General features: G+C 67.7%; 21 protein-coding genes. 12 read left to right on the plus strand and 9 right to left on the minus strand.

Translation table 11 applies throughout. From position 1 onward, the window contains the following. Nucleotides 1-290 precede the first annotated feature (290 nt). Nucleotides 291-863 (minus strand): hypothetical protein, encoded by a 573-nt coding sequence (locus ACWGE0_RS23380; protein ID WP_452263024.1) that lies wholly within the window; start codon nucleotides 861-863, stop codon nucleotides 291-293. Nucleotides 864-1,475: 612 nt separating this feature from the next. Here ACWGE0_RS23380 and lanKC point away from each other — a divergent pair. The 4 genes from lanKC (at nucleotide 1,476) to ACWGE0_RS23400 (ending at nucleotide 7,714) form a co-directional block, all read left to right on the plus strand. Then, complete coding sequence (gene lanKC / locus ACWGE0_RS23385) at nucleotides 1,476-4,040, plus strand: class III lanthionine synthetase LanKC (RefSeq protein WP_452263025.1); 2,565 nt, start codon at nucleotides 1,476-1,478, stop codon at nucleotides 4,038-4,040. 36 nt (nucleotides 4,041-4,076) lie between these two features. Next, entirely contained in the window at nucleotides 4,077-4,238 is a 162-nt protein-coding gene (locus tag ACWGE0_RS23390; RefSeq protein ID WP_086665831.1) for a SapB/AmfS family lanthipeptide, read from the plus strand. A gap of 143 nt (nucleotides 4,239-4,381) precedes the next feature. Next, nucleotides 4,382-5,995 carry an ABC transporter ATP-binding protein gene (locus ACWGE0_RS23395; protein WP_452263026.1) on the plus strand — a complete coding sequence of 538 codons (1,614 nt, stop codon included), beginning with the start codon at nucleotides 4,382-4,384 and terminating at the stop codon, nucleotides 5,993-5,995. Next, nucleotides 5,996-7,714: an ABC transporter ATP-binding protein gene (locus ACWGE0_RS23400; RefSeq protein WP_452263027.1), complete on the plus strand. Its 1,719-nt coding sequence runs from the start codon at nucleotides 5,996-5,998 to the stop codon at nucleotides 7,712-7,714. A gap of 33 nt (nucleotides 7,715-7,747) precedes the next feature. Here ACWGE0_RS23400 and ACWGE0_RS23405 read toward each other — a convergent pair whose 3' ends face one another. Then, the gene (locus tag ACWGE0_RS23405) at nucleotides 7,748-8,251 is read right to left on the minus strand and encodes a DUF3145 domain-containing protein (RefSeq protein ID WP_112263647.1); all 504 of its coding nucleotides are present in this window, start codon (nucleotides 8,249-8,251) and stop codon (nucleotides 7,748-7,750) included. 200 nt (nucleotides 8,252-8,451) lie between these two features. Continuing rightward, on the minus strand, nucleotides 8,452-9,792 hold the full coding sequence (locus ACWGE0_RS23410) for a S8 family serine peptidase (protein ID WP_452263028.1): 1,341 nt from the start codon (nucleotides 9,790-9,792) through the stop codon (nucleotides 8,452-8,454). Nucleotides 9,793-9,935: 143 nt separating this feature from the next. Here ACWGE0_RS23410 and ACWGE0_RS23415 point away from each other — a divergent pair, with 143 nt between their 5' ends. The 3 genes from ACWGE0_RS23415 to ACWGE0_RS23425 all read left to right on the plus strand — a co-directional run bounded on the left by ACWGE0_RS23415 (nucleotide 9,936) and on the right by ACWGE0_RS23425 (nucleotide 13,084). Beyond that, nucleotides 9,936-11,186, plus strand: coding sequence for a hypothetical protein (locus tag ACWGE0_RS23415; protein WP_452263029.1), 1,251 nt, complete (start codon nucleotides 9,936-9,938; stop codon nucleotides 11,184-11,186). Nucleotides 11,187-11,198: 12 nt separating this feature from the next. Next, complete coding sequence (locus tag ACWGE0_RS23420) at nucleotides 11,199-11,558, plus strand: VOC family protein (RefSeq protein ID WP_319969991.1); 360 nt, start codon at nucleotides 11,199-11,201, stop codon at nucleotides 11,556-11,558. A gap of 185 nt (nucleotides 11,559-11,743) precedes the next feature. Then, nucleotides 11,744-13,084, plus strand: a complete 1,341-nt coding sequence (locus ACWGE0_RS23425; protein ID WP_452263030.1) for a dihydrolipoyl dehydrogenase family protein — start codon at nucleotides 11,744-11,746, stop codon at nucleotides 13,082-13,084. Here the strand turns inward: ACWGE0_RS23425 and ACWGE0_RS23430 are convergent. From ACWGE0_RS23430 to ACWGE0_RS23440, 3 genes are all read right to left on the minus strand, one after another. Continuing rightward, nucleotides 13,072-13,740: a TetR/AcrR family transcriptional regulator gene (locus tag ACWGE0_RS23430; protein WP_452263031.1), complete on the minus strand. Its 669-nt coding sequence runs from the start codon at nucleotides 13,738-13,740 to the stop codon at nucleotides 13,072-13,074. The two genes, ACWGE0_RS23425 and ACWGE0_RS23430, sit on opposite strands and share 13 nt — an antisense overlap. 95 nt (nucleotides 13,741-13,835) lie before the next feature. Next, complete coding sequence (locus ACWGE0_RS23435; RefSeq protein WP_452263032.1) at nucleotides 13,836-14,054, minus strand: DUF6343 family protein; 219 nt, start codon at nucleotides 14,052-14,054, stop codon at nucleotides 13,836-13,838. Nucleotide 14,055: 1 nt separating this feature from the next. Continuing rightward, nucleotides 14,056-14,658 carry a hypothetical protein gene (locus ACWGE0_RS23440; RefSeq protein WP_452263033.1) on the minus strand — a complete coding sequence of 201 codons (603 nt, stop codon included), beginning with the start codon at nucleotides 14,656-14,658 and terminating at the stop codon, nucleotides 14,056-14,058. A 135-nt stretch (nucleotides 14,659-14,793) separates the two neighbouring features. Between ACWGE0_RS23440 and ACWGE0_RS23445 the strand changes: the two genes are divergently transcribed. From ACWGE0_RS23445 to ACWGE0_RS23460, 4 genes are all read left to right on the plus strand, one after another. Further along, on the plus strand, nucleotides 14,794-15,222 hold the full coding sequence (locus ACWGE0_RS23445) for a MarR family winged helix-turn-helix transcriptional regulator (protein WP_452263034.1): 429 nt from the start codon (nucleotides 14,794-14,796) through the stop codon (nucleotides 15,220-15,222). Between the two features lie 90 nt (nucleotides 15,223-15,312). Then, nucleotides 15,313-17,574 carry a HelD family protein gene (locus tag ACWGE0_RS23450; protein WP_452263035.1) on the plus strand — a complete coding sequence of 754 codons (2,262 nt, stop codon included), beginning with the start codon at nucleotides 15,313-15,315 and terminating at the stop codon, nucleotides 17,572-17,574. A gap of 81 nt (nucleotides 17,575-17,655) precedes the next feature. Further along, complete coding sequence (locus ACWGE0_RS23455; protein ID WP_452263036.1) at nucleotides 17,656-20,022, plus strand: NACHT domain-containing protein; 2,367 nt, start codon at nucleotides 17,656-17,658, stop codon at nucleotides 20,020-20,022. Then, on the plus strand, nucleotides 20,004-22,643 hold the full coding sequence (locus tag ACWGE0_RS23460; protein ID WP_452263037.1) for an NACHT domain-containing protein: 2,640 nt from the start codon (nucleotides 20,004-20,006) through the stop codon (nucleotides 22,641-22,643). The genes ACWGE0_RS23455 and ACWGE0_RS23460 overlap by 19 nt, the downstream gene beginning before the upstream one ends. On the opposite strand, the gene crcB is transcribed toward ACWGE0_RS23460, so the two are convergent. The 3 genes from crcB to ACWGE0_RS23475 are packed head-to-tail and all read right to left on the minus strand — an operon-like array spanning nucleotide 22,588 to nucleotide 23,709. Beyond that, nucleotides 22,588-22,926, minus strand: a complete 339-nt coding sequence (gene crcB, locus ACWGE0_RS23465; protein WP_452263038.1) for a fluoride efflux transporter CrcB — start codon at nucleotides 22,924-22,926, stop codon at nucleotides 22,588-22,590. The two genes, ACWGE0_RS23460 and crcB, sit on opposite strands and share 56 nt — an antisense overlap. After that, a complete protein-coding gene (locus tag ACWGE0_RS23470) occupies nucleotides 22,923-23,285 on the minus strand; it encodes a fluoride efflux transporter FluC (protein WP_452263039.1) in 363 nt (120 codons plus the stop codon). Before ACWGE0_RS23470 ends, crcB begins: the two co-directional genes overlap by 4 nt. Beyond that, the gene (locus tag ACWGE0_RS23475; protein ID WP_166050476.1) at nucleotides 23,269-23,709 is read right to left on the minus strand and encodes a MarR family winged helix-turn-helix transcriptional regulator; all 441 of its coding nucleotides are present in this window, start codon (nucleotides 23,707-23,709) and stop codon (nucleotides 23,269-23,271) included. The genes ACWGE0_RS23470 and ACWGE0_RS23475 overlap by 17 nt, the downstream gene beginning before the upstream one ends. A gap of 57 nt (nucleotides 23,710-23,766) precedes the next feature. Between ACWGE0_RS23475 and ACWGE0_RS23480 the strand changes: the two genes are divergently transcribed. Then, on the plus strand, nucleotides 23,767-24,801 hold the full coding sequence (locus tag ACWGE0_RS23480) for an MFS transporter (RefSeq protein ID WP_452263040.1): 1,035 nt from the start codon (nucleotides 23,767-23,769) through the stop codon (nucleotides 24,799-24,801). The last annotated feature ends 2 nt before the right edge of the window (nucleotides 24,802-24,803 follow it).

Consider the following 24,803-nt stretch of genomic DNA (forward strand, 5'->3'; position numbering starts at 1 on the left):
GCTGCAACCAGGCAGGGGTGTCAAACGGACACGCTTTTCGTCCGTTTGACACCCCTGCCTGGTTGTGGCTCGCTCTGGTACGGCTCGTGACGGGGACCCGCCCGGACCGCACCACCCACGCAACGCAACTCCGCCCAACGCAACAGGCGTGCCATCAACCCGCTGACGGCGTGGACCCCCTGATCAGATTGGCGGGGGTCTGGGGGCAGCGCCCCCAGGAAACGCACGCAACAGGACTCGCCGCCCGCAACCCAACCACCCTCAAACCCGCGTACGCCAACGGCGACGCCTCAACACTTCTCCATCTGAGGGTTCCGGTTCTCCGGCGCGTCATCCACCTTCAACGCCCCACCCTCCCACACCATCACATACACAACCCGCCACCGAATACACCGCTCCGGCAACGCAACCGGAGCCTTCGCAACATCCTGTGTAGACACAAACGAGATCAACACCCGCAACCGCCGACCCACCACATCGGACTCGACCCGCTGCACCACCACCCCACCATCCCGGGTCGTGTCATACGCGGCGATCCAGCCCGACTCCTCGGTCTCCGAAACCCGCCGAGCCGACACCACAGTCCGCCACCCGGCGAAATCCCGCGCGTTGATCGAGTCGAAGTACTTCTGCAACACCGACTGCACCGCGGTCCGATCCGGATGCGTGAACGAGTCAGGACTCAACCGGACCTCAGCCACCCCGGGCACCGGCCCGGCAACCGACGAGGACGGCACCACAGGCGACCCCTTCGCCTCGGCAGGACGTGAGTACACCGTCCGCCCCACCATCCCGGCCGCCACCGCGGCACCGGTGATCACCACCACGGCCGGCACCAGCCAGCGGCTAGCCACACTCCCCACACCAGCAGCCTAGCCGCACGCCCCCGCACGACACGCCCGGACAGCAGAGGACCGCTCACAAAACGATCTCCGTTACATCCAAACATAAACTTCACCCGAAAGATTATATTCGTCGCGAATTTGCAAGTTGCATGTAGCAAGACAATGATTGATACACAATTCCCGAAGCGCAATCTCATACTCCGGATGAGTTCCTTCGGGTGAGCCATTACCGCCAAATGGCAGCACTAAACGCGCATTTGAAGCCACTTCGGTCTTCACCCGAAAAGACCAACAACACAGTGCGTGCATGACGGTTGCCAACACCTAACTATACGTCGAGATCGGCCTGGAATACTGCAGCTCACCGCCACGCCCACATGCAGAACGACACAGGTTCGTTTAGTAAAACCCCAGGCCGGGTGCGCTGACCGGTGAATCAACAAACCTCGCAGCCGGGTGAGATGGTCCCAAACCTCATCACGAACAGTGAGATACGGGCCGGTAGCTGCCGGTCATTCGGACACGAACGGGGGACCCATATGCCTCGAATGGCGGATTGGCCATAGGCGTCGAATTGTGCGGAAATATGCGGCATCAGGAAATCGCAAAACTGACGAGGAGGGGAATTCGGTGGACCTCAGATACGAGGCGTTCTGCTTCGCGGATCGACGGTTCTACGATCTGCAGAGCAGCACCGAAAGCACCCTTCCCGGGGACGACTTCTCGCACCAGCTGCCCGATCTGCCGGTCGACTGGGTGCAGATCGACCGCAACGTGTGGCGGTACCTGCACCCGCAGGGAGTGCAGCTGCCGAAGCAGGGCTGGAAGATCCACGTCTCCGCCGGTCTCGACAACGCGACCAAGGTTCTCCAGACGACTTTCGACTACTGCGCCGAGCGGCGAATTCCGTTCAAGTACCTGCAGACGATCTCGATCGTGCTGGCCCGCAACTCGAAGTACGCACCTCGCGAGGGCAGCGGCAAGCTGATCACGATCTACCCCACGGGCACGGAGCAGCTCCAGCAGATCCTCACCGAGCTCGGCGCGCTGCTCGCCGGCGAGCACGGTGCCTACATCCTCAGCGACCTGAGGTACGGCAAGGGGCCGCTCTACGTGCGCTTCGGCGGGTTCTCCGAGCAGTGGGTCGAGATCGACGGCCAGCAGGTGCTCGCGATCGAGGGACCGGACGGCAAGCTGGTCGCGGACACCCGCAAGCCGGTCTTCAGCGTGCCCGAGTGGATCGAGCTGCCGGAGTTCCTGGCGCCGCACCTCGCCGAGCGCAACGCCGGCGACCCCGAGGCTTTCCCTTACCAGATCAAGCGTTCACTGCACTTCTCCAACGGCGGCGGCGTCTACCTGGCGACGCGCAAGAGCGACGGCAAGGAGGTCGTGCTCAAGGAGGCCCGGCCGCACGCCGGCCTCGACCGCGAGGGACGCGACGCCGTGACCCGGCTGGAGCTCGAGCACCAGATCCTCACCAGGCTGAGCGGCGTCCAGGGCGTACCGGAGGTGTACGACCGCTTCACCGAGTGGGAGCACCTCTTCGTCGCGATGGAGTTCATGCCGGGACGGTCGCTCGGGCAGTGGCTGGGCCACAACTACCCGTTGACGCACAAGGAAGCCACCGACGAGAAGCTCGCCGAGTACAAGGAGCGCGCGCTCGCCCTCATCGGCAAGGTCGACGACCTGATGGCGCGGGTGCACGAGCGCGGCGTCGTGTTCGGCGACCTGCACACGCTCAACATCCTGGTCGACGATGACGACGAGGTGTCGCTGATCGACTTCGAGCTGTCGTCCACGATCGAGGACGTGCACCGGCCCACCCTCGGTGCGCCGGGGTTCCAGGCGCCGGCCGACCGCGAGGGTTTCGAGATCGACGAGCACCCGCTCGCCGCGCTCAAGCTGTGGATCTTCATGCCGCTCAACACGGTGCTGGAGCTCGCACCCGCCAAGCTCCCGCAGCACGTGCGGGTCGTCAAGGAACGCTTCGGGCTCAGCGACGAGTACGGCCAGTCGATCATCGATGTGCTCACCCCGCGCGTCGATCCGCCGTCCGACCCCGCGTTCACCGAGTTCGACGAGGAGAACCCGGACTGGACGGTCGTCCGCAAGGAGATCGCCACGGCGATCCTGCACAGCGCGACGCCACAACGGACGGACCGGCTGTTCCCCGGCGACATCGAGCAGTTCGAGGTCGGCGGCACGTGCTTCGCTTACGGCGCGGCGGGTGTGCTGCACGCGCTCGACGTCAGCGGTCAAGGCCGCTACCCCGAGCACGAGGACTGGCTGATCAACACGGTGCGGAAGGACCCGCCCAAGCAGCCCGGCTTCTTCGTCGGTGCACACGGCATCGCGCACGTGCTGGAGAACTTCGGCCACCACGACATCGCCACCGAACTCGTCGAGAGCTACGCCGCGCTCGTTCCCTCCACACAGGACCACGGGCTCAGCGCCGGACTGTCCGGCATCGGCCTCAACCTGCTGCACTTCGCGGGCACCCGCCAGGACGACAGCTTCGCCGCACAGGCCGAGGAACTGGCAGAACGGCTGGCGAAGCAGCTGGCCGACGCACCGGGACCAGGCGACAAGGCGAAGGCGGGCCTGCTGCACGGCTGGTCCGGTCCCGCGTTGTTCTTCCTGCGGATGTTCGAGCACACCGGCGAACGGCGCTGGCTCAGGCTGTCGGAGCAGGCGCTCGAACGCGACCTGGCCGAGACGATGATCGCGCTGGACGGTTCATTGCAGGTGCGGGACGGCACCTTCCGGAGCCTGCCGTACGTCGGCATCGGCGGTGCGGGCATCGCGTTGGCGCTCACCGAGTTCGCCGTCGTCGCGCCGGACCGCCCGTGCGTCGAGAAGCTGCCAGAGCTGCTCAGCGGCTGCACCGGCGAGTTCGTCATCCAACCGGCGTTCACGCTGGGCAGGGCCGGACTGATGGCCACGCTCGCGCACGCCACCCGGCGCCAGCCGGACGACCAGCTCGAACGCTCGGTCCAGCGGCACCTGCGCGCACTCGGCTGGCACGCCGTGCGCCTCGGTGACGGGATCGCGTTCCCCGGCGTCCAGCTGCGGCGGCTTTCCATGGACCTCAACACCGGCGGCGCGGGCGTTCTGCTCGCCATCGCGTCCACAGTGGACGGCCGCGCACCACTGCCCTTCCTGGGCTCACGAACGCCGGTCCTCAGCGACCGGTAGCAGTACAGATCGATCCCTCGAAATTAGGAGACAGTCATGGGCTTCATCCTCGACATGCAGGACCTCGAGACCCCCGAGGCGCCGAGCAACGCGATGGCGTCGGGTGGCGGCGGCGGTGGCGGCGGCTCCACGACCGCGTCCAACGCGTCCCTGCTGCTCCCCTGCTCGCACAGCACCGTCAGCCTGCTGGCCTGCTGACACACGCCTCAACTGATCTACCGCGGTGAGTGAGCGGCATAGGCGAAGTATGCCGCTCACCCGCCAACTGCAGGGCCCGGCAGCCGGCCAGCTGTCGGGCCCTCGCTCATGATGCGCCCTGATGACCTCCGGAGGAACAGCCGATGGCCAAACCCGGTGACGCCCTGCTGTTCTCCACGGTCAGGCGTGACTTCCGCCCGTGGCTGTTGCTCCTCAACGCCGCCGTGGCGACGACCGGCGGCCTGTTGCTCCCCTCCGCGCTGGCCAACGCCGTGGACATGGCGCTGAGCGGAACGTTCGTGCTGGTCACCGTCCTGTGGCTGCTCCTGCTCGCGGCCACCGAGATCATCGGTGACGCGATCGGCATCGTGCTCGCCGCGAGCATCACCACCCGCGCCACCGCCTGGCTGCGCAAACGACTCTCCCGCCGGCTGCTCTCACTCGGTCATCCGCCCCGGTTCGCCGCCGGCGACGCGGTGAGCCGGTTGACCGGTGACTGCGGCAACGCGGGCGGTGTGGTGGTCACGCTGATGTCCCTGATCATCGCGGTGGTGTCGTCGGCCGGATCCGTCGTCGCGCTGGCGTTGCTGGACTGGCGGCTCGCCGCGGTGTTCGCGGTGAGCGTGCCGCTGGCGATGCTGCTTGTCCGCTCGCACATGCAGCTCACCGCCGACGACGTGCTGGCCTACCAGGAGGTTTCCGGCGAGATTTCGGCCCGCCTGCTCGACGCGGTGGCCGGGAGGCACACGATCGTCGCGGCGGGCATCGCCGACCGCGAGTCCGGACGCGTGTTGCAACCCCTTCCCCGCCTCGCCTCTGCGGGCGGCGGCATGTGGCGCACCCAGGCGAAGATGATGTGGCGCGCGGGACTCCTGCTGCCGGCCGTGGAACTGGCCGTGCTCGTCGCCGCCGGTTTCGGCATTCTCGAAGGCAGGCTGACCCCCGGCGACGTGCTCGCCGCACTCGGCTACACCGCGCTCGGCATGGGCATCGTCGGGCAGATCCCGCAGCTCACCGCTCTGGAACGCACCCGTGCCTCGGCGACTCGCATCGCCGAGGTGCTCGACACCCCGGCACCCGCGCGGCCCGAGGTCGTGCGCGGCTCCGGCATCGAGCTGCGCGGCGTCAGCGTCGCAGGCGCACTGCACGACGTGAGCCTCGCGATCCCCGAAGGCGCGTTCGCCGCGGTCGTCGGCAGCTCCGGCGCGGGCAAGTCGACGCTGGCCGCGGTGCTCGGCGGACTGTCCCTTGTGGACGCCGGGGAGATCGCGCGGGACGGTCAGGTCGGGTACGCCTTCGAACGTCCGGCGTTGCTCGGCACGACGATCGGTCGTTCCATCGGTTATGGAACGGACGCGGACGAGATCCAGGTCCGGGACGCGGCGGTCGCCGCTCAGGTGCACGACGTGCTGATCCGTCTGCCCCAGGGCTATGAAACCCCGGTGGCCGACGTGCCGCTGTCCGGCGGAGAGGCCCAGCGGATCGGACTGGCCCGCGCGATCGTGCGGGACCCCGGGATCCTCGTGCTCGACGACGCGACCGCCAGTTTGGACACCGTGACCGAGGCCAAAGTGGACAAAGCCCTCACCACGGCCCTACCAGGCAGGACGCGGGTAGTCGTGACGCATCGCGCGGCCACGGCGGCACGGGCGGACCTCGTGGTGTGGCTGGAGAACGGCCGGGTGCGCGGCACCGGCACCCATCAGGAGTTGTGGGACGACGAGGACTACCGAGCCGTGTTCACCGGAGGCGAGTAAATGCGTTTCTACCTCTCCACACTGGCCGGGCATCGCCGCGGCGTCCTGATCCTGCTCGCCTGGTCGATGCTCGAAGGCGTTCCGGCGTTCTTCGGCGGCAAGCTCGTCGGCACCGCTGTCGACAAGGGCTTCGCCGCGGGAAACCCGCTGGCCGGCGTCCTCTGGCTGCTCGCGTTCGCCGCGCTCGCCGTGGTGGGCGCGCTCGGTCAGCGCCAGGTGTTCGCCCGGCTCGGCGACGTCATCGAACCCATGCGCGACGCCCTGGTGACGCAGGTCGTCCGGGGCGTCCTGAACGACCCGACGCATCGCCGCACGCCGGACGCCAGCGCCGTCGCCATGATCACCCGGCACGTCGAGGTGGTCCGCGACGCGACCGCGGGCGTGCTCATCCAGGCTCGTGCCCTTCTGGTCACCACGATCGCCGCGCTCATCGGCCTCGCCACCACCGCTGCCGCGCTGATCTGGCTGGTCGTGCTGCCGATCGTGGCCGCGCTGGTGCTCTTCGGACTCATGCTCCCGTCGCTGGCCAAACGCCAGCGCGACGCCGTGATGGCCGACGAACGCACCGCGGAAGCGTCCGGCGCGGTGCTTACCGGGCTGCGCGACGTCGCCGCCTGCGACGCCGCGGACGAGGCCTACCGGGACATCTCCACGCAGATCAACCAGCAGGCCAGGGCCACGATCACGGTCGCGTGGGCGAACTCGTTGCGCGCCATGGTGATCGCGATCGGCGGCTTCACCCCGATCGTGCTGCTGGTGGCGTTCGCACCTCCGCTGGTCGCGTCCGGCCAGCTCACCACCGGTGCGGTGCTGGCAGCGGTCGTCTACCTGACCAACAGCGTGAACCCCGCGTTGCACGGCCTCGCCCGCACCACCAGCACGGTCGTGATGCGCCTGATGGTCGCACTCAAACGACTCCAGGAAGCCGCACCGCAAGCGCGCGGGGAGACAGGCGAGGAAGTCCCGTCCAACGGCGAATTCGTGCTGCGCGACGTCACGTTCAGCTGGAGCCCGGACGCGGAACCCGTGGTGCGCGGCCTGTCACTCGACCTGAGGCCCGGCGACCACCTGGCCGTGGTCGGCCCGTCCGGCATCGGCAAGTCCACAATGGCCAGTCTGCTCACCGGCCTGATGCCACCCGACTTCGGCAGCGTCCTGTTCGGCGGCGCCCCCGTCGACCTGGTGGTTCCCACGATCCGGCACCACGCGATCGCGCTGATTCCACAGGAGACGTACCTCTTCACCGGCACCGTGCGGGAAAATCTCACCCTGCTCGCACCGTGGGCGACCGACGAGGATCTCGTCGAAGCGGTGAAAAAGGTTGGTGCCAAACCACTTCTGGATCGGCTCGGTGGCCTGGACGCCGCGCTCGGCCACGCCGGCGAGGGACTTTCCGCTGGTGAGGCCCAACTCCTGGCGCTCGCACGGGTCTACGTCACGTCCGCGAGCGTGGTGATCCTCGACGAGGCGACCTCGCATCTGGATCCCGCCGCCGAGGCCCGCGTCGAACGGGCTTTCGCGGAGCGGGAAGGAGTTCTCGTGGTGATCGCCCACCGGTTGAGCTCGGCGCTGCGGGCGAACCGCGTGCTGGTCATGGACGGCGGCAAGCCGTTGCTCGGCACCCACGAGAACCTGCTGAAGACGTCGAAGCTCTACGGACAGCTCATGCTGGCCTGGGATCCCACCCACCACGAGGAAACCCCGCTGCCCAAACGGTAGCGGGGTCCACTCAGGACTTATCAGGCACGGCGCTCATCCAACGCGGTGCAACCAGGTCACCGGAGCGCCGTCTCCCGCACGGCGGAACGGTTCCAGCGCGTCGTCCCACGCGGCACCGAGCAGCTCGTCCACGCCGTGCGCGAACGATTCGCCACCCCGGGCTCTCACCGCGAGAGCACGCAGCTGGTCCTCGTTGACCACGATGTCACCGTTCGCCGATGTGCGGGCGTGCCAGAGCCCCAGCACAGGGGCGAAGCAGAAGCGCTCGCCGTCCTGACCAGGTGACGGTTCCTCCGTCACCTCGAAGCGAAGCATCGGCCACGCGCGCAGCGCAGCCACTAGTTTGGCGCCGGTGCCGGCGTCTCCGGTCCATGCGCATTCAGCGCGCAACTGGCCTGGTGCGGCGGGTTGCGCTGCCCATCTGAGGTCCACTCGTTCACCGAGGGTGCCCGAGATCGCCCACTCGACGTGCGGACAGACCGCAGACGGCGACGAGTGGACGTAGACCACGCCACTGGTGCTGCCACGGGTGCTCACTGCTGACCTCCGCTACTCGACGAGGGACGTCTTCCCCTACGCCTTTGCCGAGTGAGGTGATCACCGTGAAATCCCGCTCGCTGCATTCTGCCTCGACTTGAGGCATGTCCGCCATAAGAACCAGCTCGATCATCACCCGACCGGGGCAGATACAGGTCTTAAGTCCCGATCTCCCCGGCCGAGCGATGCGTGATCGTGATCTACAGGGCGTTTACCGCCGCGACCACGTCGACCAGACCAGTGCCCTTGTCGAACGACGAGGTGAACGGCCCGACCGGCTGGTAGCCGGTGCCGTACTTGTGGGCCGTCGACTTGAGCGCGCGCTCGATGTCGGCGGGCGTCGCGGAAGGCTTGGCCTGGAACAGCTGTGCGACGATGCCGGCGATGTGCGGTGCCGCCATCGACGTGCCGCTGATCGTGTTGAACGTGCCCAGGTCGAGCAGTCCCGGCCCGTTCTGCGGCTTCAGGCCGGTCGCGCAGATCGGCAGGTAGAGCCGGCAGGACGAGGTGATGTTCTCGCCGGGCGCCGAGATGTCCGGCCACGTCGCGGAGTCCGCGGCGAGACCGCGCGACGAGAAGTCCGACAGCGCGCCGTCGCGGGTGCCGGTCTCCTGGTCGTTGTAGGAGGCCACCGAGATCACGCCGGGCGTCGGGTCGACGCCGGGCGGGTTGGACAGGTTCGCCGAACCGTCGCCGCCGTCGTTGCCGTTCGCCCACACCACGACGACACCCTCGTCCACGAGCTGGCGCTGCAGCTTCACCGTCACCGACTCAGGGTCGAACGCCCCGCCGCCAGACGGCCCGTAGGAGTTGTTGATCACCTTGATCGGCGGGCAGGTCGACGCGGGCACACCGGCGCCACACGGAGCGTTGTGGTTCTCCAGCACCCAGTTCAGCGCGGCGTCCGCGCCGAGGATGAGGATCGCCGCGCCGGTCGAGATCACGACGCCCTTGGCACCCGGCGCCGCGCCGCGGATCACCGGGCCACCGGTGGTCTGCACGTCGCCGCCGATCGCGATGCCGGTGACGTGCGTGCCGTGGCCACCCAGCGACGTGGTGTCGGTGTCGAGGAAGTTCGGCACCGGCACGATGCAGTTGGTCTGCGTCGATCCGTCGAGGCACAGGCTCTTGAGGTTGCGGACGATCCGGCCGCCGAACGACGGGTGCGTCGGGTCGACCCCCGAGTCGATCACCGCGACCGACACGCCGGCGCCGGTGAGCCCGAGGCTGTTGCGGGCGTCCAGGCCGCGGGTGGCGGTGTGCGAGGTCGAACCGAGGAACTTGATCGGTTTCTGGACCTCGACGCGCGTCACGCCGGATTGGCTCCTGGCGGAGGAGATCCGCGTGGCATCACCTCGGGCGGCGACCACGCCGATCTTCCGGAAACTGGTCAGCTTCTGCAGACCGGCGGCCTCGACCGCCTGTTCCGCGGCGGCGATGTCGGTTCCGTGGACGTAGACCGTGGAGGCCGGTGCGGCCGTCGCGACAGGGGATGCGGCGGCCACGAGCAGTACGGCGAACAGGGCGGCTCGTTTGTACATGGACCCTCCGTGAACATAGGCAGGCAATCCATCTAACGAGTGATCCACTTATCGGTGACGGGTGTCACGCAACGTCTCGACTGGCTGCGTCGGCGTGACCCCGGACCGCTACCGTGTCCCCCCGTGCGGAAAGGTAGGGACTCGTGCGGCTGATCCGTCTGGGCGCTGAGCCTTCGGCCATTGGGGCGGACGTCCGTGCCGCCCTCACGGCGTGCGGCGCGGGTACCCAAGCTCTGGGTGGTGTCGCGTTGATCGGCGTGCAGCCACCGGACTGCCCGATGCCGCTCGACGCGATCGTCGTGCTGCCCAAGGGTGTTCTGGTGATCGTCGGCGTCGATCTCCCCGACCCCGCGGTGAAGCTCGAAGCGCCGCTCGGCGGTCAGTGGAAGATCGACGGCTGGCCGCTGGTCAGCCAGGACGGCTCGCCGAACCCGGCGACCGAGGCCGTGGCGGCGGCGACCGCGGTGGCACAGCGGATCCAGGCGATGCGCGCGGAGCCGTTGCCGGTCAGCACGGTCGTGGCGGTCGGCCCGTTCGTGAGTCAGGTCGTGCAGCCGACCGTCGACCTCAACCGCGGCGTGCGGGTGCTGCACCCCAAACCGTCCACTTTGCTCACCGCTGCCCGTGAGCTCGCGACGTCGACGGTGCCGTGCACGGCCGACCACGCGGTGAAGCTCCTCGCGATCCTGCAGACCACCGGCACGCCACCGGACGCGCGATCCCTCCTCTCCGAGGGGTTCAGCGACGCGGTCTCCCCCGATCTCGCGTCCGCGCACACGATGCTGATCCCCAAGATCCAGGCCAGGCCGCTGATCGACCGCAAACGCTTGCCCCAAAGCCTGTGGCAGAACAAGACCCTGGCGTTCCTCGGAGCCGTCGGCATCATCGCGCTGGTCCTGCTGGTGTGGCTGATGGTCCTGCTGTCCGGCGGGGACGACAACGCGAACGGGTCGACGCCGGAGCCGACGGTGCCGCAGCCGACGACGGTGGTCGTGGACGGCACGGCGTTCGTGCCGAAGGAAGCCAAGAAGGACAAGGACTGCCAGGCGCAGGCGTTCGGCGACGTCAAGGCGTGGCTGATCGCGAACGAGTGCGGCGAGATGCTGCGCGCCACCTACGAGACGACGTTCCAGAACAAGCCGGCGACCGTGCTGGTGGCCGACCTGGACCTGCTCGACTCACCGAGCGCGAAGGCGTTGCACTCGATCGTCGCCCTGCCGGGTTCCGGCGGCGTGCACGGGCCGGACGGCAAACCGCTGCAGAACGCGGCGTTCGCGAGCGGCGTCAAGGGCAGCCACGTGCAGCTGGCGTTCGTGATCTGGTCCGGCGGCGCGGGCGACCAGGCGCTCGACCCGATCGCCAAGCAGGCGTTGCGGCTGCCCGCCACCCGGTAGAAGGTGGAGGGCATGGTCGGACAACTTCGCTCTGTCGTGCTCGACTGCCCGAACCCCTCCGAGCTGGCATCGTTCTACGAGAAACTGCTCGGCGCCGAACGCCTCGCCGGCGGTGACGACACCTGGGTGGTGATCGTCGCCGGTGGCACGCGCATCGCGTTCCAGCTGGCTCCCGAGTACCAGCCGCCCACGTTCCCCGATCCGCACGGCTCGCAGCAGTTCCACCTCGACGTGCTGGTCGACGACATCGAGGAAGCCGAACCGAAGGCGCTGGAGATCGGCGCCCGGTTGCTGCAGAAGGACAACGACGACACGTTCCGGGTCTACGCGGACCCGGTCGGGCATCCCTTCTGCCTCGTGTGGCTTTCTTGATCGAGGCAGGCCCTGCGCCGAGGGTCTCGTTCGCCGAAGTCGCGGCTGAGGTGGTTCCTGGCGGTGCGGGCGGCTGACCCGCACACCGGTGTTGTATTCGGGTCTGCCGCCCGTGCCCCCAGGGGCCGCCTCAGCCCCGGCTTCGGCGGACACGGGCCCTCGGCGCAGGGCCTAGTCTGGCGGCCATGGACTTCGACGTCATCGTCATCGGTGGTGGCCCTGTTGGTGAGAACGTGGCCTGGCGGACGGCCGCGGGTGGCCTGTCCACCGCCATGATCGAGAAGGAGCTGGTCGGCGGCGAGTGCTCGTACTGGGCGTGCATGCCGTCGAAGGCACTGCTCCGGCCCGGTCACGCGCTCGCGGCTGCCCGGCGCGTGCAGGGCGTGAACGCGGGCTCGCTCGACCCGAAGGAAGTGCTCGCGCGACGCACCAGTTTCACCTCCAACTGGGACGACTCCGGCCAGGTCAAGTGGGCCGAGTCGGAGAACATCCACGTCATCCGCGGTGACGGCGAGGTGACCGGTGAGCGCGAGGTCACCGTCGGCGGTGAGGTGCACCGGGCCCGCCAGGCCGTCGTGGTGTGCACCGGCAGCGTGCCGAAGATGCCGCCGCTGGACGGGATCGCCGACACTCCCGTGTGGACTTCCCGCGAGGCCACGTCGGCGCGTGAGGTGCCGGACTCGCTGGTCGTGCTCGGCGGCGGCGTGGTCGGTGTCGAGATGGCGCAGGCGTGGGCGCGGCTCGGGTCGAAGGTGACGCTGGTGGTGTCCGGCGACCGGCCGTTGCCGCGGCTGGAGGACTTCGTCGGGCCGTTGGTCGTCGAGGGCCTGCAGGAGGACGGCGTCGAGGTGCTGCTCAACGCGCGTGCGTCGGCTGTCGCGCCGGGTGCGCTGACGTTGCAGGACGGCAGGGTCGTCAAGGGCTCGGAGATCCTCGTCGCGACCGGGCGGGTGCCGGCGACGAAGGACGGCAAGCCGCTGACCATCGACGACAGCTGCCTGGTGTCCGGTGTGGACGGACGATGGCTGTACGCGGCCGGTGACGTCACCGGGCGTGCGCTGCTGACGCACCAGGGCAAGTACCAGGCGCGGGCGGCCGGCACGGCGATCCTGGAGCGGTCGCGCGGGTTCGAACCCAAGCAGTGGTCGGCCGGTCAGGCGTGGGCGGACCACGTGGCGGTGCCGCAGGTCGTGTTCACCGACCCCGAGGTGGCGTTCGTCGGGCACACCGCCGAGGAGGCGCGCGCCCAGGGCCGTGAGATCAAGGTGGTCGACCTCGACATCGCGGTCGCCGGCTCGTCGCTGCACGCGGACGGGTACAAGGGCAAAACGCGGATGGTCGTGGACGAGCGCACGCGGACGCTGGTCGGCGTCACGTTCGTCGGTCAGGACGTGGCCGAGCTGCTGCACTCGGCGACCGTCGCGATCGTCGGAGAGGTCACCGTGGACCGGTTGTGGCACGCGGTGCCCTCGTACCCGACGATCAGCGAGGTCTGGCTGCGGATGCTCGAGGCCTACGGACTCTGAGTGGGAGTTGGCTGCTGAGCAGGAGTTGACTGCTGGGTGGGAGTCGCCTGCTGGGGTGCCTCCAGAACTGACCCCAGCATGCCGGCGAGCAGTTCGTTCGCCGTGCCGACCACGTACGCGCGGTCGTCCTCGTCGACGCGTTCGGCGAGCTTGAACAACGCGTCCGCGGTCTGCACGGCGATCCGGAAGGTGAGCATCACCGGGGCGTCACCGTGCGCGCCGAACCTGTTGACGAACATCTCCGCCAGCCGTTCGGCCATGAGCTCGTACTGGTCGACGCTGGAGTCGAGCCGGTGGCTGTCCAGCATGTCGCTGAACCGCACCCGCCCGAAGCCGGGCAGCTCGGTCAGCATCCGCATGTAGACGCTGACGATCTGCGTCATGGCCTCGCGCCACGTGTCCGCGATCAGATCGGCGGCGAACAGCTCCTCGACCTCGCGGAGATAGGTCTCCATCCCGCGAAGTGCCAGCGCGTGCACAACGGATCTTTTGTCCGGGAAGTACTGATAGAAGGAACCAATGGGCACTCCGGCCACATCGACGATGCGCGCCGTGGTGATGTCGTCGTAGTCGTATTCGTTCAGCAGGCTCGCACAAGCGTCCAGGATCGCGGAGACAGTAGCCGCGCCGCGCTGTTGCACCGGCTGCCGGCGCATCACCCTGGCTAACCTGCCTTTTGCCGCGTCTTCATGCACATGAGCATCTTTATCCATACGAGCCGAAATGCCCAAGCACAGGTTCCTGACAGGTTTCAGCCCGGATCGCCGCGACGTTTGCGATGAACTACCCAACCGAAGTCGACAACGCAGACGACGGCGAGTAGTAAAAGCACGATCCCGAGCCAGACGAGGTCAGCTCTGAAGGCCAGCCACCCGGCGACCGAGTTGAAGACCACCCCGAACCCGGCCAGCCACAACCGCAGTGTCAGAGCACTGCGCGGTGGCGCCGGGGGTGGCAGGTAGTCGCTCACCTCATCCGGTTTCCCTCAGCAGGGGTGTCTCAACCCGTCGCAGCGGCCTCGGAGGTTTCGTCACGTAGGGCCTAACAAGACGCGTCAGGGCCAGACCAGGTGCGATGAGCGGGACCACGGCGGTCAGCACGGCGGCTGTGATGCCGGCTCGCACGACGTCCTTCGGCATGACGGCGACGCGGTCCACGACGAACGCGCGGCGCCCCGTGAGCGAGACGGCCGCGAGGATGATCAGGAACACGACCATGCTGAGCATCGCGCGTTGAACCGCGTGCTGGTATCCCGCTGCTTCCCCCGCGACGAGCACCGCGAACCAGCCCGCGAGCGCAGGCAGCTGACCTTGTTCGGTGGTGGCGGCCCAGCTCAGACCGCCGAGCGTGGCGAGCCAGGCGAGCACGTCCACGCGCTCCTGCGCCCATAGGGAGGCCGAATCGAGGGGAATGCCGGTCCAGGCGAGTACACCGAGCGGCGTCAGGGGTGTGTGGGCGAGCTGGCCGAGCACCCAGGCGAGTGTCCAGGCGGAGAGCAGGACCGCGACGACGAGCTGCCACCTGGGCCGGCGCACCACGCAACGGGCGAGCCGGACGATCTCCGCACGCGTCATACCCCCACCTTGCCGTTTCCAGGTGGTTTGCGGAGAAACGTCACCCCAACGCTCACCCGCACGGCGCTCGTCCGAGGGGGTTCGTCACGCAGCGCTATCCACGATCGGGGGACAGATCTTTTCTATGCTGACTACATGAGCATTGATCAGCTTCTGCATCTGCCCAGCTACCTGATGCTCCAGCTGGTCAGGGAAGTCCGCCGCCTCGCGCGCAACGGTCTGCGCGGACCTCACGTGACGGTCCTGGCGTTCCTGTCGGAGCAGGAGGCGGTGGCGCAGAAGCGGATCAGTGATCGCGTGCGGATGGACCCCAGCGACCTCGTGTCGGTGCTCGACGATCTCGAGCGGCAAGGGTTCGCCCAGCGCAAACGGGACGAACGGGACCGGCGGCGGTTCACGGTGTCGATCACCGACGCAGGCAGACAGGCCCTGCGCGAGCGTTTGGACGCGGCTCGGGCACATGAAGAGGAGTTGCTGGCGCCGTTGACGTCGCAGGAGCGCGTTGAACTCACCACACTGCTGCGGAAGGCGTACCTGCATCACGCTGATATGCGTGTAGATTAGACAGTCTGCGCTCACACGATCGGGGTGCGGGCAGGAATGGGTGACTCAGGATAAAACCTGACGTCGCATCGTATCGAGAAATGAGGCACGTTGTCAAGCCCCTCCGATGACCTCCGGCTCGCCGAAATGGAGCCGGAGCAGGAATACGTGGCCATGTTGTACGGCCGGCTCGACGACCTCCGCGAACAGACGTCGAAACGACTCGCACAATCGTTGCGACAAACTGGCGGCACGCACCAGATGCGGTCCGAGCGAGACACCTCCGTCGCCATGTACACAGATCAATTGGCTCAGTACAGCGCGGTGGAGAACGGCCTGGCGTTCGGCAGGCTCGATTTTCACAACGGTGACCGCTTCTACATCGGCCGAATCGGTCTCTTCGACGAGGACAAGGAATACGAGCCGCTGCTGATGGACTGGCGGGCGCCCGCCGCCAGGCCGTTCTACCTCGCGACCGCGGCCTCGCCCGACGGCGTGCGGCGGCGCAGGCACCTGCGGACGCGCTCGCGCAAGGTGACCGGCCTCGACGACGAGGTGCTCGACATCAACTCGGTCGACGTGACCCGCAGCGAGTCGCTGACCGGCGAGGCGACACTGCTCGCCGCGCTGAACGAGTCGCGCACCGGCCAGATGAGCGACATCGTCGCGACGATCCAGGCCGAGCAGGACACGATCATCCGGTCCGAGCTCAACGGCGTCGTCGTCGTGCAGGGCGGTCCGGGCACCGGCAAGACCGCCGTGGCCCTGCACCGAGCCGCATACCTGCTGTATACACACCGTCGACAGCTGGCAAAACGCGGTGTTCTCGTGGTCGGCCCGAACACGACGTTCCTGCGATACATCAGTCAGGTCCTGCCGTCCCTGGGCGAGACCGGCGTGCTGCTGTCCACCGTCGGCGAGCTGTACCCGAACCTCACCGCGACGGGCCGCGAGTCCGCCGCCGCAGCAGCCGTCAAGGGCCGGATCGAGATGGCGGACGTCATCTCCGCGGCTGTGCGGGACCGCCAGGAAGCACCCTCGTCCATCGAGATCCGCTTCGACAACGACGTGCTGCGCCTCGACCGGCGGGCGATCGCCGACGCGCGGGGCAGGGCACGCCGGACGCGCCGCCCGCACAACGAGGCCCGCCGCACGTTCGCCCGCGAGATCATCTCGACGCTGGCCGGCATGGTCGCCAACCGCCTGGGCGGGCATCTGCTCGACAAGGCGGACATGGACGACATCCGCCGCGAGATCCGTGAGTCCCCCGAGGTGCAGGCCGCGATCTCGTCGCTCTGGCCGGTGCTGACGCCGTTCTCGCTGCTCTCGGAGCTGTACGCGAACCCGAAGCGCCGCAGCCGCGCGATGTCGAAGTTCACCCGCGAGGAACGCGACCTGCTGCAACGCGTCGGCGACGACTGGACGCCGGCCGACGTGCCGCTGCTGGACGAGGCCGCCGAACTGCTCGGCGAGGACGACACGGAGGCCAAGGCCCGCGCCGAACGCCAGCGCCGCCAGGCCATCGAGTACGCCCAGGGCGTCCTCGACATCCTCGACCTGGAGGACGACGCGGACCCGGACATCCTGATGGCCACGGACCTGATGGACGCCTACCGCCTGGCCGAACGCCACGGCGTGGACCGCTACGAAACCGCCGCGGAACGCGCCGCCGCCGACCGCACCTGGACCTTCGGCCACATCATCGTGGACGAGGCCCAGGAACTCTCGGCAATGGCGTGGCGCACCCTGATGCGCCGCTGCCCCAGCAAGTCCATGACGGTGGTGGGCGACATCGCCCAAACCGGCGACATCGGCGGCGCCACCTCGTGGGGTTCCGTCCTGTCCCCCTACGTCCAGAACCGCTGGCGCCTGACCGAACTCTCGGTCAACTACCGCACACCCGCCGAGATCATGGAGGTCGCCGCGGACGTCCTCACCTCACTGGACCCCGCTCTCGTGCCACCGACCTCCGTGCGCGAAACCGGCGTGCCACCTTGGGTCTCTTCGGTGTCGTCGTTCGCCACCGAGGTCCCCGCGCTGATCTCCAGCGAGGTAGCCGCAGTCGGTGACGGCAAGGTCGCGGTGATCGTGCCCGCCGCCCTGCTGCCGTCGGTGGGCCCGGCCATCGTGTCGGCGGTACCGGGCGCCTCCCTGGGCAACGACCTGGAAGAGGCCCAGGTGGTGGTCCTCGGCGTGACCGACGCGAAGGGCCTGGAGTTCGACTCCGTGGTCGTGGTCGACCCGGACGGAATCCTCGCCGAGTCCCCACGCGGCGCGTCGGACCTGTACGTAGCGCTGACCCGCGCCACACAACGGCTCGGCGTCGTGCACACCGGGACGCTGCCAAATGTGTTGTCCCGTCTGAAGGACTAGACACCCCGCCCCCTCCGCGAAACGATTCCGGCTCCGGCACCGACAGTTCTTGAGCCTGGCATCCGACGCGGAGGGGGCTTCGTGCCGAGCACCGATTCCGCCGTGTCGCGGATCGTCTTGGAACTGACCGGCCAACTGGCTGACGAACTCGGCACCACGGCGCGGAACTACCTGGCGACACCCGACTTCGCCGCGGTGGTCTTCCAGGCCCGGACCCACCCGGTCCTGCACGAGGCGGCGCGAACGCACCTCCGCGAAGGCCTTCGACTGGCCGGAGTCCCGGACGTCTCCGTGGCCGACGCCATCCACCGACGGCTGATCACGTACACCGACTCCGTCGACTTCTCGGCCGACCTCGGATTCCTGCTGGCCGCGGCAAACAGAGCCGGCCTCGTGCTCCAGCGTCTGACGTCCTTGGCAGAGATCCACCTCTTCACCACACGCTTACGCCAGCAGATCGTCGCTCTGCACAGCGACATCAGGCTGCCGCACACGGGCGTCGGTCGAGCTGTCCCCTACGACTTGCTGTACGTAGAGCCGGACATCGATGCCTCCGAGCTCGGAACTCCCCGCAATCGCACGGTGATCCTCGGCGATCCGGGCTCGGGCAAGTCGACGTTCGCGGCCAAGCTCGCCCACGACGTCGCATCCGAGGCGTCCGGCAGAGTGCCGTTCCTGATCGTGCTTCGAGACTTCCAGAAGTCGCTGGCGGACTTCAGCGGTATCCCGTACTGCCTGGAATCGATGTGCCGGGCGCCGTACGACATCGACCCACCGCCTGACGCCGTCGACTACCTCCTGGCCACCAACAGGGCCGTGGTCGTGCTGGACGGCCTGGACGAGCTGACGGACCTGACGTTGCGGCGTCGCGTCGTGATGCAGCTGGAGTCCTTCGCGCGTCAGCATCCGCTGGTGCCGATCGTCGTCACGACACGGGGGCACGGGTATCGGGAGAGCCCTCTCGACGCCGAGATGTTCCGGCAGGTGACACTTCCCGCCTTCACCGAGCACCAGGTCAAGGCCTACGCCCAGCGTTGGTATGCGCTCGACGATTCCAACGCACGCTCCGAGCAGTACAACCTCACGAGCTCGTTCTTGGAGGACAGCCGGCACGTCCCCGAACTGCGCTCAAACCCTTTGCTGTTGTCGCTGTTGTGCGCGATGAGTTCCAACAACCGCTTCCTGGCCCGCAACTTGGCCCAGGCCTACGAGCGGTGTGCGGTGCTGCTGTTCGAACGGTGGGACGCCCTGCGCGGGATCGCCACGCCGTTCAAGCTCGAGGGACGGGTCCGCAGGGTGCTGGCCGACCTCGCGTGGCACCTGCTCTCGGCGCCGGTGTTCGGCAGTCTGCTGTCGCACAACAGGATCATGGCCTTCTTGACCGACCACGCAGCCATGTCGTCCGACGACCACGACGAGCTGGTCATGGCCACGACGACGCTCCTGGACCACTGCACCGGGCGCGCATGGCTCATGACCGATTTCGGATCCACGGACACCGAACCGTTGCTCGGGTTCACCCACCGCGCGTTCCTCGAGTTCCTGGCCGCGAGCCACGTCCTGCGCACGCACGACTCCGCCGCTGAGATCTGGGCTGCGTTGCGGCCGAACGTCGACGGGTGGGGAGCCATGCCGCAGATCGCGCTGCAGCTGTACGACCGCGATTTCACCGACGGCATCGACTCCCTGCTGCAGCTGGCCAACCGCGACTACGCGGACAGGTTCGCCGCGAACGCACTCAGCCACGCACATCTCCGGCCGGCCCTGACCGAAACGATCACGCACCTGTGCGCAGGTCGTGCGCTGGCCGTGGACCCGGACGAGCGGGTGTCCTACTTCCCCACCGGAGAACTGCTGGCCGACGACGAGCCGCTGCTGTCCTGTCTGCGCGACAGCCTGGCGGGGAACGTCCCGATAGTGCTCAACGCCCTGACCGAGTTCATGGAGCAGTTGCCCGGGCACTATCAGGCCGTACAGCTCATCCGAGGTGTCCTCAGCCTGCCGTGGCCGGATCGCACCGCGCTGACGAGGCTTGAACGCCTGTGCCGATTCGCCGGTCGTCTGGATGTGGCGCGAGAGCGAGGTCCGCACACGTACTTCGAGTCCTGGTCCTGCCTCGGCCAATCGGTCCCCGCGCTGGCGATGGAGCAGATGTACGACACCACGAACCTGCCTTCGGACCAGCCGTGGATCTCAGGCGAGCGATGGTTGCGCGACTACGAACGAGCCCGGCAGCCACTGCCCACCACCAGGCTCGGGCCCGGGTTGTCGCTGCCCTATCTGGAAATGCACGTCGAGCACGGGCATCCACTGCCCTTCGAACCCACGCAGGTGCACCTCGCTCTGCTCGACGGCCGCAGGCACGCGAAGGCCACCGGCAGCGACGACCTGCTCCGGGCTTGGACGAGCCACCGCTTCAACGTCTTCTCGTGGCAGGAGAAAGCCTGATGCCGATCGAGTCCGATGTTCTCCGCGTCATCGCCGAGGTCAACGGCAAGCTGACACCGGGGATCGACGACTCGCCCTCGGTGGTGCCGCACACGGAGTCGTACGGAGCAGAGCGGCTGTTGCTGGAGATCGGCGAGGACGCGACCAAGCTGCGGGACTACCTGCGGTCTCCCGACTTCGCCACCCTCGCCGCGCAGATGGTGCTGACCGACAAGGCCGACACCACCATCGGTGACCAACTGCACCACGGACTGCGACTCGCGGGCATCGCCCCGCGCGTGCTGGCCCGCGCCAAGACCGTGCTGCTGATGGCGTTGGAGGACGGCAGGTCGAGGTCGGCTTCCCGGTTCGCCGACACCCACTACGCCGTGACCCCACTCGATCACAGGGCCTGTGCCGCCGCGAACGGCCGGCTGCTCGCGGAACTCCAGTCGCTCACGGAGATCAACGCGTTCGCCACCGAGATGCGCCACCAGGTCCGCAAGCTGCACGGCGAGATGCGCCTCCCGCACATCGGCACCACGAAAACGGTGCCGTACAACGAGCTTTACGTTCAGCAGCACCTCGGCCACACGGCGGCCCTCGTCTCGTTCGGCGCTCCTGGCAGCCGTGCCGTCGTGCTCGGCGACCCCGGCGCGGGCAAGTCGACCCTGGCCGAGAAGCTGACGTACGACGTCGCGGTGGAGGACTCCGGACGGGTGCCGTTCCTGGTGGTGCTGAGGGAGTTCAACGACCTGCTGCGTGTGCCGGGCACCGACGTCCCAAAGCTGCTCGAAACGCTCTGCGTCGCGCCGTACCACTGCACGCCCCCGCCCGCAGCGCTGCAGTACCTGCTGCGCAACGGCCGTGCGGTCGTCGTGTTCGACGGACTCGACGAGCTCGTCCAGACCGAGCTGCGGAGCCGGGTCGTCAAGATGGTGACCGGCTTCGCGCACGCCTACCCGTTGGTGCCCGTCGTGGTGACAGCTCGCAAGATCGGGTACAACGACGCGGCGCTCGACGAGAAGCTGTTCCCGATCGCGTATGTCAAGGAGTTCGACAAGGAACAGGTTCTCCAGTACGTCAGGAACTGGTTCGCGCTGGACCTGAGCGCCAAACCGGCTGTCCGGGAGCAGTTGCCCAAGTCGTTCATGAAGGAGAGCGACGACATCGCCGAGCTGCGCAGCAACCCGCTGTTGCTGGCGCTGCTGTGCACGTTGTACTCATCGGACCGCTATCTGCCGAACGAGCTGTCCAAAGTGTACGAACGGTGTGCGCTGATGTTGTTCGAGCAGTGGGACAAGGGCCGGGAGATCCCCCTGCCGCTGGAGTTTCGCGGACATCTGCGCGAAGCGGTCGAACACCTGGCCTGGAGCATGTTCACCGCGCCGAACTCGGGCGAGGCGCTCGAAGAGAGCCAGATCGTCCGGCTGTTGAGCTCCTACCTCGAACCGAAGCTGGAAGACCCGGTGGAAGCGTCGGTCCTCGCCGAGGCCTTCCTGCGTTTCTGCACAGGACGCGCATGGGTGCTCAACGATGTCGGTGCGACCACCGTGGAGCGCCGGTTCGGCTTCACCCACAGGACGTTCCTCGAGTACTTCGCGGCCCGGCGCCTCGTCCGCAACAATCGCAGCGGCGGCGCGCACCAGCTGTGGGCGGTGATGGGGCCGCGCGTCGAGGCCGGCGAGTGGGACGTGGTCGGGCAGATCGCACTGCAGCTCTACCACGACGGCACGGCGGACGGCGTCGACGAACTTCTCATGACCGCGGTCGAGAACAACGGCTTGCGGTTCGCCGCTCGCGCGTTGGGTTACGTCCAACCGAGCCGGCCGACCATCCGTGCCATAACCCGCGCGGCGGTGAGCAGTTCGCTGTCGCTCTCGATCGAGAGCCGCAGGAACACCAATCTCGACGCTGTCTTTCGGGCAGACCACGTTCTGGTCAGCTGCGCGCGACGATCTTCACCCGCCAACAGACCGATCATCCAGAAGACCATCGAGGAGGAGCTGGCCAGGAACCAGACCGACATCTCCGGCCTGATTCGGCAGCACCTTCGCCACGAGTTCCCTGGCCAGGATCGAACGGATCTGCGAGGCAGATGGTGGGCAGCGCCGCACGTTGTCGACGACGGCGTCACCGATGTGCACGAGCTGGTTGCCTTGTTCGGTCCCGGTGTCCTCTTCCACTCGCATCAGGTCCACAACCTGCACTACTCCGCCGCAGCCGAAAGGTTGTCAAGCGAAAGGTTGTCAAGCGTTGAGCAGGCGGACCAAGCCTCGCGAAACGCGCTCGCGGAACTGATCATTCGCGCAGCTGTGCCGTGGACGACGTGGCCGAATATCAGAGAGCCGCACTTGCCGCCGGTTCCCGCTGTGTACGGGGTGGGACACGACGCCCTCTCAGCACTGCTTGGCTTGCCGTACCTGGAACATTGCGTGGACTACGGCTTCGACGAAGAGGTGGCGATGCTCCCGGTTCAGGAGGACCTGATCTGGGGCCGGTACTGCCGGCGGGTCGACCTCAGCCTGCTACCCCAACTCCCGGAGCTGGTGCGGCCCTACCTGACCGCGTGGATGGAGGGCCAGGTCAGTGTGACAACGTCAAACCCGCTGCGGCCGCGCCGACGCCAAGAACCACGCTGACCACCACGTTGAGCAGGGCCGCGCCGTACTTCTCCGCCTCCAGCAGCCTCACCGTCTCGTAGCTGAACGTCGAGTACGTCGTGAGCCCGCCGCAGAATCCCACCCCGAGCAGCGGCATCCAAGACGTCCCAACGACGAACCCGATGAGAAAGCACCCGACGACGTTGACCGTCAAAGTCCCCCAGGGGAACGACGACGAGTGCCGCGACTGCACGAACCGGTCCAGCAGGTACCGGCAAGGAGCCCCGACCGCGGCCCCGAGGAACACCGCCAGGACGGTCACCGCGTCACCCGCAACCCGAGAAACGCCGCCGCCACAGCACAAACCGGCGTCAGCAGCAGGAACACCGACCACGACAGGGCGTACGACGAGAACGTCGTGAACCCGCCCAGCAGCCCGACCCCGAAGAAGGCGCGCACCAACGGCCGGGGCACCACTCCCATCAGCACGCCGATGAAGAACGATCCCAGCACGTTGATGACGAACAGCCCCCACGCGCCCGGCACGAACGACGACAGGCCGTAGCGCGCCACGCCGCCAAGCCCGCCGCCCAGCGACACCAATGCGACGAACGCCGTTCCCGGCTCACGGCGTTGGGCGGGGACGTGCAGGTCGACGTCCGGGTCAGGTGGGTTCGGCAAGGTGCTCGACCAGGTGGTCCAGAGCCTTCAAAGCGCGCACGACGTCCTCCCGTTCGGAGGCCTCCAGCTTGCCCAAGGCGGCGCCGATCCGCTTCTCGTGCTCGCGCTGCCAGACGAGCAGCTGTTCGTGTCCACGGGGTGAGACGGACAGTCGCGCTACCCGTCTGTCCTTGGGGTCTCCGCCGCGTACGACTAGGCCCGAATCGATCAGTTGGGACACCAGGCCGGACACCGTGTTGGGGGCCAGCTTCAAGATCGCGGCGAGGTCGCCCACCTTCATCGGCGGGCGTTCCGCGAGGGTCTGCAACAGCTCTACCTGCGCCATCGGCAGGGATTCCCACGGCCAGTCCGCACGGATGCTCGTCCGCAGCGCCCGGCGCAGGCGAGTGACGACGTCGGTGAGCGTGCGGGCTTCGTCTGACATGCGGAAATCTTACTGAACTCACGGCAATAGCTCGGTGTCAGATATAATCTGGGTACGATGAACTGGTTCGTCACGGAGTCACCCAGACCGGCGTGGATCGCGCGCCGGTCGTACGCGCCGTGGTTGGTCATCGCGACCGTGTGCTTCGGGGCGTTCATGGGGCAGTTGGACGCCTCGATCGTCACGCTGGCGTTCCCGGCGATGAGCGCGCATTTCCACGCCGACCCCGAGTGGATCTCGCTCAGCTACCTGATCACGCTCGTGGCGTTGCTCGTCCCAATGGGCAGGATCGCGGACAGGGTCGGGCGCAAGATCATCTACATCTACGGCTTCGCACTCTTCACCGGCGCGTCGATCGCGTGCGTGTACGCGCCGAGCTTCGACGCCCTCATCGCCGCCCGCATGGCGCAGGCGGTGGGCGCGGCGATGTTGCAGGCCAACAGCGTTGCGCTGGTGACGACCGCGGTGGTGCCCGAGCAGCGGAGGAAGGCGCTCGGCGTCCAGGCGGCCGCGCAGGCGACCGGGCTGGCGGCCGGGCCGCTGCTCGGCGGGTATCTCACCGAGAACTACGGCTGGCAGGCCGTGTTCGCGATCAACGTGCCGATCGGGGTCGTCGCGATGATCGCCGGCCACTACCTGCTGCCCCGCACGAAGACCAGGCCCGAACGGACCAGGCCGAACTGGAAGGTCGTGCCCGGGCTGGCCGGCGTGCTGCTCACCTACGCCGCGCTGTTCGCGCCGATGACATTGCTTCCGTTCACCATGAAACAACCGTTGGCACACATAGGACTCACGATCGCCGTGCTGCCGCTCGGGTTTGCTTTGGCGGCAACGACACTGCACAAACCGGGCATCGTCACCGGGGCGCTGATCACGGCGACCGCGGTGATCCTCCCTGTGCCGCAGGTACTTCAGCTCGCGGTGGCGGGCATCGGGCTCGGCATCGTCGCGCCGGCCTGCACGAAACGGGTGATGAGCGCGTTGCCGGAGGCGTCGGCCGGGGTCGGGAGCGGGCTGGTCAACGTCGCGCGCGGGCTCGGCACGGCGCTGGGGGTCGCGGTCGCCACCGCGCTGGTTCACACTTTCCAGTGATA

Source organism: Lentzea sp. NPDC054927, from assembly GCF_053610285.1.

What these genes read in the sequence shown, in the direction of transcription:
- ACWGE0_RS23390 (WP_086665831.1), top strand. Translation starts at nt 4,077, where the DNA reads ATGGGCTTCATCCTCGACATGCAGGACCTCGAGACCCCCGAGGCGCCG.
- ACWGE0_RS23475 (WP_166050476.1), bottom strand. Translation starts at nt 23,709, where the DNA reads ATGTCAGACGAAGCCCGCACGCTCACCGACGTCGTCACTCGCCTGCGC.
- ACWGE0_RS23410 (WP_452263028.1), bottom strand. Translation starts at nt 9,792, where the DNA reads ATGTACAAACGAGCCGCCCTGTTCGCCGTACTGCTCGTGGCCGCCGCA.
- ACWGE0_RS23430 (WP_452263031.1), bottom strand. Translation starts at nt 13,740, where the DNA reads ATGCGCCGGCAGCCGGTGCAACAGCGCGGCGCGGCTACTGTCTCCGCG.
- ACWGE0_RS23445 (WP_452263034.1), top strand. Translation starts at nt 14,794, where the DNA reads ATGAGCATTGATCAGCTTCTGCATCTGCCCAGCTACCTGATGCTCCAG.
- ACWGE0_RS23420 (WP_319969991.1), top strand. Translation starts at nt 11,199, where the DNA reads ATGGTCGGACAACTTCGCTCTGTCGTGCTCGACTGCCCGAACCCCTCC.
- ACWGE0_RS23395 (WP_452263026.1), top strand. Translation starts at nt 4,382, where the DNA reads ATGGCCAAACCCGGTGACGCCCTGCTGTTCTCCACGGTCAGGCGTGAC.
- ACWGE0_RS23400 (WP_452263027.1), top strand. Translation starts at nt 5,996, where the DNA reads ATGCGTTTCTACCTCTCCACACTGGCCGGGCATCGCCGCGGCGTCCTG.
- ACWGE0_RS23440 (WP_452263033.1), bottom strand. Translation starts at nt 14,658, where the DNA reads ATGACGCGTGCGGAGATCGTCCGGCTCGCCCGTTGCGTGGTGCGCCGG.
- ACWGE0_RS23425 (WP_452263030.1), top strand. Translation starts at nt 11,744, where the DNA reads ATGGACTTCGACGTCATCGTCATCGGTGGTGGCCCTGTTGGTGAGAAC.
- ACWGE0_RS23480 (WP_452263040.1), top strand. Translation starts at nt 23,767, where the DNA reads ATGAACTGGTTCGTCACGGAGTCACCCAGACCGGCGTGGATCGCGCGC.